This is a genomic window from Pseudomonas sp. xss_2 (assembly GCF_043104195.1).
Classification (GTDB): Bacteria; Pseudomonadota; Gammaproteobacteria; order Pseudomonadales; family Pseudomonadaceae; genus Aquipseudomonas; species Aquipseudomonas urmiensis.
Map to the genome: position 1 here is coordinate 29,412 of NZ_JBICKL010000056.1, position 14,582 is coordinate 43,993.

A 14,582-nucleotide genomic window follows, 5' to 3' on the forward strand; every position below is an offset into this window, starting at 1 on the left:
CGGAAAATCAAAATAAATTCTGTCAGGCGCAATTTCAGTAGATCAGCGTCAGCCCCGCCACCTCCAAACGCTTGGCCTTGAGCTCATCGCTGAGCACGCTCGCCGCAGCGTCGAGGTTGTCCAGGCGAAACACCCCGCTCACCTCACGCCGGGCCAACTCGGCATCGGTGACGACCAAGCGGCCACTGCGATAGTGGTTGAGCCGCTCGACCACTTCGCTCAACGGCTGACGCTCGAACACCAGCACGCCACGCTGCCAGTCGGTCGCCCGATGCAGATCGCGCTGCGGCCAAGGCCGAACGCCCTGGGCCTGGTCGTAACGCAAGCTCGCGCCCTCCTCCAACCGCTGGCTGGCCTGGCCATGGGCGGGCGGCGTTTGCAGGTCAACCGCCACGCTGTGCTCAAGCATGCCAACCCAACCCCCGGCGCCCGCCTCTCCGAGCACGAAGCGGGTGCCTAGGGCGCGTGTCGTGGCGCCGGCGTATTCGACGACAAATGGCCGCGGCTCGGTTGCGCTGACAGGCGCCGCGGTGAAAACCGCCTCGCCGGCCAACAGCCGAATGCGCCGCTCTTGATCGTTGAATGCAATCTGCACCGCGCTGCGGCTGTCCAGCTCGATCAGGCTGCCATCTGCCAGCGTGACGCGCCGCACTTCACCTGTGGCAGTGGCATAGTCGGCGCGCCAATCGAGCAGCCAGTCAGGCCCCTGATTGACCGTGAACACCGCTAGAAACAGCACCGCCGCACTGGCGACTGCCGTGCGCAAACGCGGGCGCCTGGCGCGCGCAGGCCGGGCGCGCGCTGCAGGCGCCGACCCACGTCGCGCCGCTTCAGGCGCCGCCACGCTCGTCAACTGGCCAAGATCAGCCCAGGTCGCCTGGGCAAACGCATAGGCCTGGGCATGCCGCGCATCGCTGGCACACCACTGCTCAAGTGCCTGTTGCTGGTCCGTGGTCAACGGCCCGGCACTTTGCAGCACCACCCACTCGGCGGCCTGCTCGCGGATGGCTTGCTCTGGCAAGTTCTGGCTGCTCACACGGTTCTCTCGCGATCTGGTTATGTCTTGGCTGACGTCTGAGGAGGCGTTTGTCAGTAAACCGTTGGTCATTCCGCTTCCTGCAAGCACTGCATCACATAGGCCAGGGCCTTGGCCAGATGCTTTTGCACGGAGCTATCGGAAATCTCCAGGTGCCGTGCGACCTCGGCGTGCGTCATGCCTTCCAGGCGGTTCAAGCGAAACACCTGCTGAGTGCGTTCGGGCAGCTCAGCCAGGATCGCCTGCAAACGCTGCAGATGCTGCGCACGCTCGGCCTGTTCGTCGAGGCCGGGGCGTTCCTCGACGATGCCTTCGAGTGCCTCATGCGGGACCAGATCAGTCTTGCGCCGTTGCTGCTGACGCACATGGTCGACCATCAGGTTATGCGCAGTCCGGTACAGGTAGGCCGAAGCGTTGTCGATCTGCTCGAGGCGTTGCTGCTCGGCCAAGCGCAGGAAGCTCTCCTGGACCAGGTCAGCGGCCAACTGCGGATCGCGCACCTTGCGCGAGAGCAGACCCTGCAGGGTTTTCGCATGCTTGAGGAACAGGCGTTTTAAATCGGACTGCGCCACACATACTCCAGAGGCTGGTCGCAAGGTGGCGGTATGCTACTGGCAATTGAGAATCAGTTGCAAGAAGACCGATTACTCGAACAGGGCGTCCAAAGCCTGTTCCAGACGCGTCACGGCAATCACCTGCAAGCCCGCCGGCGACTCCTTGGGCGCATTGCCCTTGGGCACGATGGCGCGTTTGAAGCCGTGCTTGGCGGCCTCTTTGAGGCGTTCCTGGCCACTGGGCACGGGGCGCACCTCACCCGATAGGCCAATCTCGCCGAACACCAGCAGACCGTGGGCCAACGGCCGGTTGCGCAGGCTGGACATGACGGCCGCCAGCAGCGCCAGGTCCGAAGCGGTTTCCAATACCTTCACCCCACCGACCACGTTGAGGAACACGTCCTGGTCATGGGTAGGAATGCCGCCATGGCGATGCAGAACCGCCAGCAACATGGCCAGGCGGTTCTGGTCCAGGCCCAAGGTGACTCGTCGTGGGTTGGCCAGGTGGCTGTCGTCGACCAGCGCCTGCACCTCGACCAACATCGGCCGGGTGCCTTCCCAGGTGGCCATCACCACGCTGCCTGGCACCTCTTCCTGGGTACGGTTGAGGAAGATCGCCGAAGGGTTGGAAACCTCCTTCAGGCCACGATCGGTCATGCCGAACACGCCCAGTTCATTGACCGCGCCAAAGCGGTTCTTCACCGCCCGCAGCAGACGCAGGCGGCCGTCCGACTCGCCCTCGAAATACAGTACGGTATCGACCATGTGCTCCAGCACCCGCGGGCCGGCCAACGAGCCTTCCTTGGTAACGTGGCCAACCAGGAAAATCGCCGTGCCGCTCTGCTTGGCATAGCGCACCAACAGCGCCGTGCTCTCGCGCACTTGCGCCACCCCGCCAGGCGCCGATTGCAGCTGCTCGGTGAAGATGGTCTGGATCGAGTCGATGACCATCACCCGCGGTTTTTCCACGCGCGCCGTGGCGATGATGGTTTCGATGCAGGTTTCGGTCATGACCTTGAGCTGATCCTGCGGCAACCCCAGGCGGCGTGAGCGCATCGCCACCTGCTGCTGGGATTCCTCGCCCGTCACGTATAGCGCCGGCATGCCGGTGGCGATGTTGCACAGGGTCTGCAACAGGATGGTCGATTTGCCGATACCCGGGTCACCCCCAATCAACACCACCGAGCCGTCGACCAGGCCACCACCAAGCACCCGGTCGAGCTCGGTGCTGCTGGTGGTGAAGCGCGGGATTTCTTCAACGCTGACCTCGGCCAGGGTCTTGATCTGCGCCTGCTGCCCGGTCCAGCCGGCGCGCCCGCTCGGCGCTGCCGCGCCGCCGCTCTCGATCATGGTTTCGGTCAGGGTGTTCCAGGCGCCGCACTCACCGCACTGGCCGGCCCATTTGGGAAAGGTCGCGCCGCACTCGGTGCAGCCATACAAGCGCTTGGCCTTGGCCATGGGGGCAGTCTCCTGGGAAAAAACCGCCATGATAGCCGAGCTGGACGTGTCTCGAACGCCGCGGGATGCGACAAAACTATTCGATCTAACCGCAGTCTCTAGCTGCAAGCATCACGCATGAAGCGTTTAAGTGGCTTACACTGCGTTTACTTATCCATTTGTTACAAGGAACACAACATGGGCATGATCAGTGAATTCAAGGCGTTTGCGGTCAAGGGCAATGTCGTCGACATGGCCGTCGGTATCATCATCGGCGCAGCCTTCGGCAAGATCGTCTCGTCGTTCGTCGGTGATGTGGTGATGCCACCGCTGGGCCTGCTGATCGGCGGCGTGGACTTCAGTGACCTGGCAATCACCCTCAAGGCGGCCGAAGGCGATGTTCCGGCAGTGATGCTGGCCTACGGCAAGTTCATCCAGACCGTAATCGACTTCCTCATCGTCGCCTTTGCCATCTTCATGGGGGTCAAGGTGATCAACCGCCTCAAGCGCGAAGAAGCCGTGGCGCCGAGCGTCCCGCCAGCGCCTACCCCGCAGGAAACCCTGCTGACCGAGATTCGCGACCTGCTCAAGACACAGAATCAGAATCGTCTGCCCTGACCGCCGCTACCAGCCGAAACGAAACACCAGGGCCGAGCTCGGCCCTGGCTTTTCTAACAGCTTGAGGCTTGTCGCTTGTAGCTGATTCTCACCAGTAGTTTTCTACCGCCACCTGCCCCGGCCGCTTGCTCAAGCTCAGTTGCAGATCGCGTGCCTTGAGCACCTTGCGCGTGTCATCGATCATTTGCGGGTTACCGCAGAGCATGACGCGGGAATGTTCAGGGGAAAACTCAAGCCCCGCCGCCCGCTCCAATTCGCCATTTTCGATCAGTGTGGTAATGCGTGCATCCAATGCGCCAGGGTGCTTCTCGCGGGTTACCACCGGAATGAACTGCAACTTACCAGCGAACTCAGCCAGATAGTCACGCTGTTCCAGGCCAGCGATCTCCTCTAGATAAGCCAGCTCATTGGCTTCGCGTACCGAATACACCAGCTTGATGTTGTCGAAACGCTCCCAGGCCTCGAAGTCCTGCAGGATCGACATGAACGGTGCAATGCCGGTACCGGTCGCCAGCAGCCATAGATCGCGACCGCCAATGAAGCGATCGAGGGTCAGAAAACCAAAGGCCTGACGGTCGATCAACAGCGTATCGCCTTCGCCCAGACGGCTCAGCTCGCTGGTGAATTCGCCCCCTGGGACTACAATCGAGAAAAAATCCAAGTGCTCATCATGCGGCGCGCTGACCATCGAATAGGCCCGCCAAACCACGCTGCCATCGGCCTTGGTCACACCCAGGCGGGCGAACTGGCCGGAGCGAAAGCGAAAGCCTGCGTCGCGGGTGACTCGCAAGGAGAACAAGCTGGGCGTCAGCGGTTGCACGTCGAGCAAGGTCTGGCGAGTAAATTTGTCGGCGCTGGCGGTCATGACGGGCTCCATGAATCAAGTGTGCACAGTTTCGCCCAAAGCGGCGGCGATGAACACCGACTGTTTGCAGGGGCAAGCCAAACTGAGCGTCATACAAGGCTTACATGGCTATAGCGAAAAATTCCCAACGCAATGCTGGGTCTTTTCCTACAATGAGCCGGGTGGTAGTGGAGTTGGATCCAGGGAGCTATCAGGGAGCGTTTCAATGTCGCAATGGAACCCGGAGCAGCTGCAACAGCTGCTAGACGAGCGCGACCCGCAGCAGTTGTTCAAGCGTGCGTTGGCGTTGGTACAGGATATGGGCATGCCCTACATGGGTTTGGCTTTGCACATCCATCTTGCGGCTAACCGACCGCAAATCTTCCTGTACAACAATTTCCCAGCGCAATGGAACGCATTCTATACGCAAGCTGAGCTGATCAAACAGGACCCCATCGTCAAGCGCTGTCATGAGTCCACCCTGCCGGTGCTATGGCATGACGATCTGTTTCGTGAAGTGCCAACACTGCGCAGTACGGCGTGCTCCTATGGCTTACGCCATGGCTGGAGCCAATCGGTGCACGACCAGCGGCATAACGAAACGCAGTTGAGCGTAGCCAGGCCGCAGGGCAAGATCGACACCACTGAGTTCTATGACAAAAGCGCGCGTATCGTCTGGCTGTGCCATACCCTGCACGAGCGGCTCAGTGAACACCACCTGGCTGCACTGGCACCGATCCCCAAACTCAGCGAACGCGAGTTGGAAGTGCTCAAGTGGTCCGCCGACGGCAAAACCGCGGCAGTGATTGCTCGGATCCTGTCGCTGTCGACCAGTACCGTGAACTTCCACATCCGCAGCGTGATTACCAAGACCAACGCCTCCAACAAGGCCGGTGCCATCGCCATCGCCGCCAGCCGCGGGCTGTTCTGACACCAGGCATCCCACCGCTTGGGCAAAGCCCTGTAGAATTGCGCGCTTCAAGCTCGTCGTGGTCTGCGCCGGGCAGATTCGCACCCGAGCCCCATGCCATGCCTTTGTTGACCAGCCCCTTTGCCGAACTTGACCTGATCCGCCAACCGGAACAGGCCAACGACCCCCTGCAAGCGTTCGACGCTGCCGACGAGTATCTGCTCGAGCACCTGGCCAGCCAGGCGCTGCCGAGAGGTTGCCGGGTGCTGGTGCTCAACGACAGCTTCGGCGCCCTGGCGGCCAGCCTGTGCGCTGATATGCAGGTGGTCAGCAGCGGTGATTCGCACCTGGCGCGGGTGGCCCTGGAAAAAAACCTGGCGCGTAACGCCAAGCCCTTCGACGCCGTGCCTTTCGTGCCCGCCAATGCGCCCTGGCAAGGGCCGTTTGACCGAGTACTGGTGCGGGTGCCGAAGACCCTGGCGCTGCTCGAGGAGCAGCTGATTCGCCTTCAAGGCCATCTGGCCCCGGGTGCACAAGTGATCGCCACCGCCATGATCAAGCACCTGCCGCGAGCAGCGGGCGACCTGATGGAAAAGTACATCGGCCCGGTGCAGGCGTCGCTTGCGCAGAAAAAAGCCCGTCTGCTGACCGCCACCGTGGCAGAACGACCACGGGCTAGCTCGCCTTATCCCACGCGCTACCGCCTGGATGCGCCAGCCCTGGAGCTGGTCAACCATGCCAATGTGTTCTGCCGCGAAGGCTTGGATATCGGCACCCGCGCATTTCTCCCGCACCTGCCGCGTGATCTGGGCCAGGCTCGGGTTGCCGACCTTGGCTGTGGCAATGGCGTGCTGGCGATCGCCAGTGCCCTGGTTAATCCTGAGGCGCAGTACACGCTGGTCGACGAGTCGTACATGGCGGTGCAGTCGGCCTTGGATAACTGGCAGGCGGCGTTGGCCGATCGGCCGGTGGAGGTGCGCGCAGCCGATGGTCTGGCTGGGCAGGAGAAGCAGTCGCTGGATGTGGTGCTGTGCAACCCGCCGTTCCACCAGCAACAGGTGGTGGGCGACTTCCTTGCCTGGCGGATGTTCCAGCAGGCGCGCGATGCCTTGGTGGTGGGTGGCGCGCTGTACATCGTGGGTAACCGGCACCTGGGGTATCACAGTAAGCTGGCGCGGCTGTTCCGTGGGGTTGAGCAGGTAGCGGCTACGCCCAAGTTCGTCATCCTCAAGGCCCGCAAGTAAACCCAAAGGCCCTTGGGACCGCGTTGCGGTCCCAAGGGCCTGCATTCAGTGGGTACTCAACCCTGCCGCGGCCATGAACATCCGCATCAACCAGGCCACCACCCCAAGCGCGGCCACACTGCCCGCCCAGATCAGCACCAGCCAACCCAGCCGTTGCCACAGCGGCCTCTTCTGCTCCTCGATGCCATGTTTACCCGTCATCGTGCAGCCCTCCCTAGTGGTAGCCATCTTCGTGGGTCACCTTGCCGCGGAACACGTAGTAGCTCCAGAAGGTGTAACCCAGGATGAACGGCAGGATGAACAGCGTCCCCACCAACATGAAGCCCTGGCTCTGCGGCGGCGCGGCGGCCTCCCAGATCGAGATCGAGGGCGGGATGATGTTCGGCCACAAGCTGATGCCCAGCCCGCTGTAACCGAGGAAGATCAACACCAGGGTCAACAGGAATGGCGTGTAGTTGGCATTGCGTGCCACTGCCTTGAGCAACCCGTAGAAGGTCACCAGGACCAGGATCGGCACAGGCATGAACCAGATCAGATTAGGCATGCTGAACCAACGCTCGGCGATCTGTGGATAAGCCAGCGGTGTCCACAGGCTGACAATACCGATCACCACCAGCAGCACCAACGCCAGCGGGCGCGCCAGGTCATGCATCTGCTTTTGCAGCGGGCCTTCGGTTTTCATGATCAGCCAGGTGCAGCCAAGCAAGGTGTAGGCGACGATCAAACCCAGCCCGGAATACAGGCTGAATGGCGTCAGCCAATCCAGCGAGCCGCCGGCGTAATGACGGTCGACTACCTTGAAGCCTTCGATGAACGCGCCTAGCGCGACGCCCTGGAAGAAGGTGGCCACCAACGAGCCTCCAATGAACGCCTTGTCCCACAGGTGCCGCTTGTCATCCTTGGCCTTGAAACGAAACTCGAAGGCCACTCCACGGAAGATCAAGCCCACCAGCATCAGGATCAGCGGCAGGTACAACGCTTCCAGCACTACCGCATAAGCCATCGGGAAGGCGCCGAACAAGCCCGCGCCCCCCAGCACCAGCCAGGTTTCGTTGCCGTCCCATACCGGGGCGACGGTGTTCATCATCACATCGCGGTCACGCTCGGCCTTGACGAACGGGAAGAGCATGCCGATGCCCAGGTCGAAGCCGTCCATCACCACGTACATCATGACGCCGAAGATGATGATCACAGCCCAGATCAGCGGAAGATCGATACCCATGACTCAGCTCTCCTTGTTCAGGCTGACGGCGTCGGTGTTGGCGTCGGCGCTATCGTCGGCGGCAGACAATGGCCGTGCGGGTGTGCGCTGCTGGCCAGGACCGCCCGGTGGCTGCGCATCGCCTTCGCCGGTGTGCGGGCCTTTGCGCACCAGGCGCATCATGTAGCCAAGGCCGGTGCCGAACAGGGCGAAGTAGACCACCACGAAGATCACCAGGGTCACGCCGAGCTGGGTGTAGCTATGGTTGGACACCCCTTCGGAGGTGCGCATCAGTCCGTAGACCACCCACGGCTGACGGCCGATCTCGGTGGTGAACCAACCGGCCAGGATGGCAATCAGACCGGACGGCCCCATCCAGAGGGTGAGGTAGAGGAAGGGTTTGCTGCTGTACAAGGTGCCGCGTTTACGCAGCCACAAGCTCCACAGGCCCACGAAGATCATCAGCAAGCCCAAGCCCACCATGACCCGGAACGACCAGAACACGATGGTCGAATTGGGTCGATCCTCGGCTGGGAACTCTTTCATCGCCGGCACTTGCTTATCCAGGCTGTGGGTCAGGATCAGGCTGCCCAGGGCCGGAATTTCGATCTTGTAGCGGGTCGTTTCAGCCTGCATGTCGGGGATACCGAACAGGATCAGCGGCGTAGGCTCACCGGGGACGTTCTCCCAGTGTCCTTCGATCGCGGCGATCTTCACCGGCTGGTGCTTCAAGGTGTTCAAACCATGGAAGTCGCCAATCACCGCCTGGATCGGCGCGACGATCAGCGCCATCCACATGGCCATCGAGAGCATCTTGCGCACCGCCGGGTTGTCACGCCCGCGCAGCAAGTGCCAGGCCGCCGAGGCGCCGACGAAGAACGCTGTGGCGACAAAGGCCGCGGTGGCCATGTGCATCAGTCGATAGGGGAACGAGGGGTTGAAGATCACTGCCAGCCAGTCCACCGGCACCACGCGACCGTCGATGATTTCGTGGCCTTGCGGGGTCTGCATCCAGCTGTTCGAGGCCAGGATCCAAAAGGTCGAAACCAAGGTGCCCAGGGCCACCATCACTGTCGAGAAAAAGTGCAGCCCCCGGCCGACGCGGTTCCAGCCGAACAGCATGACACCGAGGAAACCGGCCTCGAGGAAGAACGCGGTGAGTACTTCATAGGTCAGCAACGGTCCGGTAACAGCCCCGGCGAAGTCAGAGAAGCGGCTCCAGTTGGTGCCGAACTGATAGGCCATGACCAAACCGGAGACCACCCCCATGCCGAAGTTGACGGCGAAGATCTTCGACCAGAAGTGATAGAGATCGCGGTAGACCTGCTCGTGGGTTCTCAGCCAAAGGCCTTCGAGAACCGCCAGGTAGCTCGCCAGGCCAATGGTGATGGCTGGGAACAAGATGTGAAAGGACACGGTAAAGGCAAACTGGATTCGGGCGAGCTCTAGGGCTTCTAATCCGAACATGGTGCTTCCTCTTCAGATAATCCGGCGTCCGGGCTCATGGCCCTGTCGCCCACTGCCCCCACGGTTATCGAGTGCGGCGCGTTGGAATTGTTCTGTTCGATCGCAGGGATTGAGGCCTGATGGCCAAACCGTTGCTTGTGGAACGATTGATCCAGGTCAACGGTTGCCAGTGAGCATAGCCCCGAATGGCCGCCCTAGCCGTGTGGTTGAATGCCGCGTGACCCGTTGTCTCACCCGCCTTAAGTTGAATAGGCAAGGCAGCTGTTGGGAGCTGGGCTGATCATTTCTGCACGCTGAAGCCGTGACGCAATGAGATGTGCAACTCAGCTCCCCTCTAATCCAGCTCCGGCAACTATTTGTTACAAACAGATGATACGCTCTGGCCCTCCCCTATCGCCGAGGCCACAGGTTTCCCGATGTCTGATTCCGCCCCGCTGTTGCTCCGTCAACACCGCCCCTTCCTCGCCTTCTGGCTAGCCCGCGTATTCACCGCCAGCGGCTTTCAGATGCTCACCGTGGCCATCGGCTGGCACCTCTACCAACTGACCGGCAACGTGCTCGACCTGGGCCTGGTCGGCCTGGTCGAGTTCGCCCCACGGGTGCTGTTCATGCTCCACACCGGCCATGTGGCGGACCGCTTCGATCGGCGCCGGGTCGCCGCCCTGTGTCAAAGCCTGCAAGCGCTGATCGCCCTGGCCCTGGTGGTGGGCAGCGCGACTGACAACGTCAGCCGCGAGATGATCTTCATCCTGGCCTTCCTGCTCGGTGCGACCCGCTCGTTCGAAATGCCAGCGACCCAGGCCCTGCTGCCCAATGTCGTGCCACCGGGACTGTTTCCACGGGCGGTGGCCGCCTCGGCCTCGGCGACACAGGCAGCGACCATCGTCGCCCCGGCAGTTGGCGGCCTGCTGTACGCCTTTGGCAGCATCTGGGTATACGGCCCGACCGTGGCGCTGTATGCGATTGCCTGCCTGCTCACCCTGAGCCTCGACGCCCGCCAACAGCTGCCTCAGCGTGGCCGCGCCAGCTTAGAGTCGCTGCTGGCCGGGATCCGTTTCATTCGCAGTCGCCCGGACATCCTCGGCGCCATCTCCCTGGACCTCTTCGCGGTACTGCTCGGCGGCGCCACCGCCCTGCTCCCAGTGTTCGCCAAGGACATCCTGCTCACCGGCCCATGGGGCCTGGGCCTGCTGCGCTCGGCACCTGCGGTGGGGGCGCTGCTGATGTCGATCTGGCTGGCGCGCTTCCCGTTCGAGCGCAAGGTCGGCCGGACCATGTTCACCGCGGTCGGGGTGTTTGGCGTGGCGACCATTGCCTTTGGCTTGTCGACCTCGTTCTGGTTCTCGCTGGCGGTGCTGGTGGTGCTGGGCGCGGCGGACATGATCAGCATGGTCATCCGCAGTTCGTTCGTGCAGCTGGAGACGCCCGATGAGATGCGCGGGCGGGTGAGCGCGGTGAACGGGCTGTTCATCGGTGCCTCGAATCAGCTCGGCGAGTTCGAATCCGGGGTGACTGCGCACTGGTTTGGCACAGTGCCGGCGGTGGTGCTCGGTGGGGTGGGCACATTGCTGGTGACCGGGGTGTGGATAAAACTGTTCCCGACCCTGGCCAATCGGGATCGGTTGCACAGTTCCTGATCAGCTCGCGCAAGCAACCCGTGAAAGCGTGGGAGCGGGCTTGCCCCGCGATAGCCAAAGACCCAGCAGCACCATCGCGGGGCGAGCCCGCTCCCACGCTACCTGCTCGGTCGGTCCGCCAGGTGACCTGCCAACGGCCATAGGCCCCCGCCATCCATGCTGGTATGATGCGCGGCTTTTTTCCGCCCCACATAAACCACGGCATCCGGTACGGTCTGTGCTTTGCTGATGGGGTCGATATATTCACGGCGCCTGGGGGCGCCTTGGGGAGCGGGCATGCTGGAAAGGCTGTTTCAACTAAAAGCACACAACACCAATGTGCGCACCGAGATTCTCGCGGGCGTCACTACCTTCCTGGCCATGGCCTACATTCTGTTCGTCAACCCGAGCATCCTCGGCGAGACCGGCATGGACAAGGGCGCGATCTTCGTCGCCACCTGCCTGGCCGCAGCGATCGGCTCGGCAACCATGGGCCTGATCGCCAACTACCCGATCGCCCTGGCGCCGGGCATGGGCCTGAACGCCTTCTTCACCTACACCGTCGTGCTGCACATGGGCCATACCTGGCAAGTGGCGCTGGGTGCGGTATTCCTCTCGGCGGTGCTGTTCTTCCTGCTGTCGATCTTCCGCATCCGTGAGTGGATCGTGAACAGCATTCCGCTGCCGCTGCGTTCGGCGATCGCCGCCGGCATCGGCCTGTTCCTGGCACTGATCGCCCTGCATAACGCAGGCATCGTCGTCGATAACCCGGCTACCCTGGTGGGTCTGGGCGACCTGAAGAATCCGGCCCCCGTGCTGGCCACGCTGGGCTTCTTCCTGATCGTCGCCCTGGAAGCGCTGAAGGTGCGTGGCGCGGTGCTGATCGGTATTCTCGCCGTGACCTTGGCCTCGATCCTGCTCGGCGTAACGCCCTTTGCCGGCGTGGTGTCGATGCCGCCTTCGCTGGCCCCGACCTTCCTGCAACTGGACATCGCCGGTGCCCTCGATGTGGGCCTGATCAGCGTGATCTTCGCCTTCCTGTTCGTCGACCTGTTCGACAACTCCGGCACCCTGATTGCCGTCGCCAAGCGCGCCGGCCTGATGGGCAAGGACGGCCACATGCCGAAGATGGGCCGTGCCCTGATCGCCGACAGCACCGCGGCCATGGCCGGCTCGCTGCTTGGCACCTCGACCACCACCAGCTACATCGAGTCGGCTGCGGGCGTGAGCGCCGGTGGCCGTACTGGCCTGACCGCCATCGTGGTCGCGATCCTGTTCCTCCTGGCGCTGTTCTTCGCGCCCCTGGCTGGCAGCGTTCCGGCCTTCGCCACTGCGCCGGCGCTGCTGTTCGTCGCCGTGCTGATGGCCTCGGGGCTGGCGGAAATAAACTGGGATGACGTCACCGAAGCCGCGCCAGTGATGGTCACTGCCCTGGCCATGCCGCTGACCTACTCGATCGCCAACGGCATCGCCTTCGGCTTCATTACCTGGACCGCCATCAAACTGCTCTCGGGCCGCCGCCACGAGCTCAACCCGGCATTGGTGATCCTCTCCATCCTGTTCGTCATCAAGCTTGGCTGGTTAAACGCATGAGTGCTGTCTTCGATCCGTCGTCCTATGAAAGCCTGCTGACGCCCAAGGTCGAGCGCCTGCGAGAGTTGCTGGCGCCGTTCAATGCGCCAGAGCCTGCGGTGTTCGATTCGCCGCGCGAGCACTATCGCCTGCGTGCCGAGTTCCGCCTGTGGCGTGAGGAAGGCCAGCGCCACTACGCGATGTTCGCCCCAGGCGAGAAGCACAAGGCGATCCTGATCGACGACTTCCCGATTGCCAGTGAGCGCATCAACGCGCTGATGCCGCGCCTGAAAGCGGCCTGGCAGGCCAGCGAGGCGCTGAGCAATCGGCTGTTCCAGGTGGAGTTTCTGACCACCCTGGCAGGCGATGCGATGGTCACCCTGTGCTACCACCGTCCACTCGACGAGGCCTGGGAAACCGCTGCCCGCGTGCTTGCCGAACAACTCGGCGTCAGCCTGATCGGCCGCTCCAAGGGCAAGCGCCTGGTGATTGGCCGCGACTACGCGGTCGAGCAATTGCAAGTCGCTGGCCGCACCTTCAGCTACCGCCAACCCGAAGGCGCGTTCACCCAGCCTAACGGCGCAGTGAACCAGAAGATGCTCAACTGGGCCTTCGACGCCATGGGCGAGCGCGACGACGATCTGCTCGAGCTGTACTGTGGCAATGGCAACTTCACCCTGCCCCTGGCCACCCGCGCACGTAAGGTGCTGGCCACCGAAATCAGCAAGACCTCGGTCAACGCCGCACTGCATAACCTCGACGAGAACGGCGTGGACAACGTGCGCCTGGTGCGCTTGTCGGCTGAAGAGCTGACTCAGGCGCTGAACGAGGTCCGCCCGTTCCGCCGCCTGGAAGGCATCGAGCTGAAAAGCTACGACTTCGGCACGGTGTTCGTCGACCCGCCACGCGCCGGCATGGACCCGGACACCTGCGAGCTGACACGTCGCTTCGAGCGCATCCTGTACATCTCTTGCAACCCGCAAACCCTGGCGCAGAACATCGCCCAGCTGCACGATACCCACCGTATCGAATGCTGTGCGCTGTTCGACCAGTTCCCCTATACCCATCATATGGAAAGCGGGGTGTTGCTGGTTCGGCGCTGACCCGCAACCCGGCGAGGCCGCAATGGCCTCGCCGCGAACGCTGCAAGGAGTGCTGTGCCGATGGATCAACTAAGCGCCATGCAGACCTTTCGCCGGGTGGTCGATCTCGGCAGTTTCAGTGCCGCCGCCGTTCAGGCCGGGGTGTCCCATACCGTGCTGTCGCGCCAGGTGAAAAACCTTGAGCGCCAGCTCGGCACGCAACTGCTCAACCGCACCACCCGGCGCTTGCAGATGACCGAAGCAGGGGCGCTGTTCTATCGCCACTGCGTGCAGATCCTCGAACAAATGCAGGCGATGACCCTCGAGCTGTCCGAGCACCAGCAGCAACCTAGCGGCACCTTGCGCCTAAGCGTTGCAACGGCCTTTGGTGAACTGGAGCTGGGCCGTTGGCTGCCCGACTTCGTCGAGCGCCATGAGCGCCTGCAGATCGAACTCAACTGCACCGACCGCTTCGTCGACCTTCTTGAAGAGGAGATCGATGTCTGCCTGCGCGTGACCGATCACCTGCCAGATTCAAGCCTGGTGGCGCGACGCCTGGCCGCGAGTGAAGTGCTACTGGTGGCAGCGCCAAGCTACCTTGAGCGCCATGGCCGCCCGACCTCACCTGAGCAGTTGGCCAACCATCCACTGCTGGGCTATAGCCGGCTGACACACCCACAGCGCCTGCAACTAAGTGACCCACAAGGCGAGCAACGCGAAGTGCTGATGCCCAGGCGGCTGAGCGCCAACTCCCCCATGGCGCTGCGCGCGGCGGCAATTGGTGGGCTGGGGATCGCCAGCTTCGACCGCTTCATCGTCCACGATGCCCTGCGCGACGGTCGCCTGGTGCCAGTACTGGACGGCTGGCAATTGCCGGCGCGTACGCTGTATGCGGTGTATCCGCAGAGCCGCTACCTGGCGCCTAAGGTTCGGGCATTTCTCGATTACGTGCAGGCCTACTACGCGCATGCACGTTGGGCTGATTAACCAGTGCAATAAAT

The 14,582-nt window shown here is 62.7% G+C and carries 14 protein-coding genes; 7 read left to right on the forward strand and 7 right to left on the reverse strand.

Going from position 1 to position 14,582, the window contains the following annotated elements; translation table 11 throughout:
- Positions 1-34 precede the first annotated feature (34 nt).
- The 3 genes from ACF8K2_RS13445 to radA all read right to left on the reverse strand — a co-directional run bounded on the left by ACF8K2_RS13445 (position 35) and on the right by radA (position 3,048).
- Positions 35-1,036: a FecR family protein gene (locus tag ACF8K2_RS13445; RefSeq protein WP_392465232.1), complete on the reverse strand. Its 1,002-nt coding sequence runs from the start codon at positions 1,034-1,036 to the stop codon at positions 35-37.
- 68 nt (positions 1,037-1,104) lie between these two features.
- Positions 1,105-1,608, reverse strand: coding sequence for an RNA polymerase sigma factor (locus tag ACF8K2_RS13450; protein WP_186554253.1), 504 nt, complete (start codon positions 1,606-1,608; stop codon positions 1,105-1,107).
- A 72-nt stretch (positions 1,609-1,680) separates the two neighbouring features.
- Entirely contained in the window at positions 1,681-3,048 is a 1,368-nt protein-coding gene (radA, locus tag ACF8K2_RS13455) for a DNA repair protein RadA (RefSeq protein ID WP_186554254.1), read from the reverse strand.
- A gap of 177 nt (positions 3,049-3,225) precedes the next feature.
- Here radA and mscL point away from each other — a divergent pair, with 177 nt between their 5' ends.
- Entirely contained in the window at positions 3,226-3,645 is a 420-nt protein-coding gene (mscL, locus tag ACF8K2_RS13460) for a large-conductance mechanosensitive channel protein MscL (RefSeq protein WP_186554255.1), read from the forward strand.
- An 88-nt stretch (positions 3,646-3,733) separates the two neighbouring features.
- Here mscL and ACF8K2_RS13465 read toward each other — a convergent pair whose 3' ends face one another.
- A complete protein-coding gene (locus ACF8K2_RS13465) occupies positions 3,734-4,510 on the reverse strand; it encodes a ferredoxin--NADP reductase (RefSeq protein WP_392465234.1) in 777 nt (258 codons plus the stop codon).
- Positions 4,511-4,715: 205 nt separating this feature from the next.
- Here ACF8K2_RS13465 and ACF8K2_RS13470 point away from each other — a divergent pair, with 205 nt between their 5' ends.
- On the forward strand, positions 4,716-5,420 hold the full coding sequence (locus tag ACF8K2_RS13470; protein ID WP_392465236.1) for an autoinducer binding domain-containing protein: 705 nt from the start codon (positions 4,716-4,718) through the stop codon (positions 5,418-5,420).
- A gap of 98 nt (positions 5,421-5,518) precedes the next feature.
- Entirely contained in the window at positions 5,519-6,643 is a 1,125-nt protein-coding gene (locus ACF8K2_RS13475; protein ID WP_392465238.1) for a methyltransferase, read from the forward strand.
- A gap of 45 nt (positions 6,644-6,688) precedes the next feature.
- On the opposite strand, the gene ACF8K2_RS13480 is transcribed toward ACF8K2_RS13475, so the two are convergent.
- From ACF8K2_RS13480 to ACF8K2_RS13490, 3 genes are read right to left on the reverse strand one after another with little or no spacing between them, the layout of a single operon-like run.
- A complete protein-coding gene (locus ACF8K2_RS13480; protein WP_186554259.1) occupies positions 6,689-6,844 on the reverse strand; it encodes a DUF2474 domain-containing protein in 156 nt (51 codons plus the stop codon).
- A 13-nt stretch (positions 6,845-6,857) separates the two neighbouring features.
- Entirely contained in the window at positions 6,858-7,865 is a 1,008-nt protein-coding gene (cydB, locus tag ACF8K2_RS13485) for a cytochrome d ubiquinol oxidase subunit II (RefSeq protein WP_186554260.1), read from the reverse strand.
- Positions 7,866-7,868: 3 nt separating this feature from the next.
- The gene (locus ACF8K2_RS13490) at positions 7,869-9,311 is read right to left on the reverse strand and encodes a cytochrome ubiquinol oxidase subunit I (protein ID WP_392465240.1); all 1,443 of its coding nucleotides are present in this window, start codon (positions 9,309-9,311) and stop codon (positions 7,869-7,871) included.
- Positions 9,312-9,727: 416 nt separating this feature from the next.
- On the opposite strand from ACF8K2_RS13490, the gene ACF8K2_RS13495 reads away from it, so the two are divergent.
- The 4 genes from ACF8K2_RS13495 (at position 9,728) to ACF8K2_RS13510 (ending at position 14,568) form a co-directional block, all read left to right on the forward strand.
- Positions 9,728-10,948 (forward strand): MFS transporter, encoded by a 1,221-nt coding sequence (locus ACF8K2_RS13495; protein ID WP_368972150.1) that lies wholly within the window; start codon positions 9,728-9,730, stop codon positions 10,946-10,948.
- Positions 10,949-11,224: 276 nt separating this feature from the next.
- Positions 11,225-12,520, forward strand: coding sequence for an NCS2 family permease (locus ACF8K2_RS13500; protein ID WP_392465243.1), 1,296 nt, complete (start codon positions 11,225-11,227; stop codon positions 12,518-12,520).
- Positions 12,517-13,602, forward strand: coding sequence for a tRNA (uridine(54)-C5)-methyltransferase TrmA (gene trmA / locus ACF8K2_RS13505; protein WP_392465245.1), 1,086 nt, complete (start codon positions 12,517-12,519; stop codon positions 13,600-13,602). The genes ACF8K2_RS13500 and trmA overlap by 4 nt, the downstream gene beginning before the upstream one ends.
- Positions 13,603-13,662: 60 nt before the next feature.
- Positions 13,663-14,568 carry a LysR family transcriptional regulator gene (locus ACF8K2_RS13510; protein ID WP_186554265.1) on the forward strand — a complete coding sequence of 302 codons (906 nt, stop codon included), beginning with the start codon at positions 13,663-13,665 and terminating at the stop codon, positions 14,566-14,568.
- Positions 14,569-14,582: the final 14 nt, after the last annotated feature.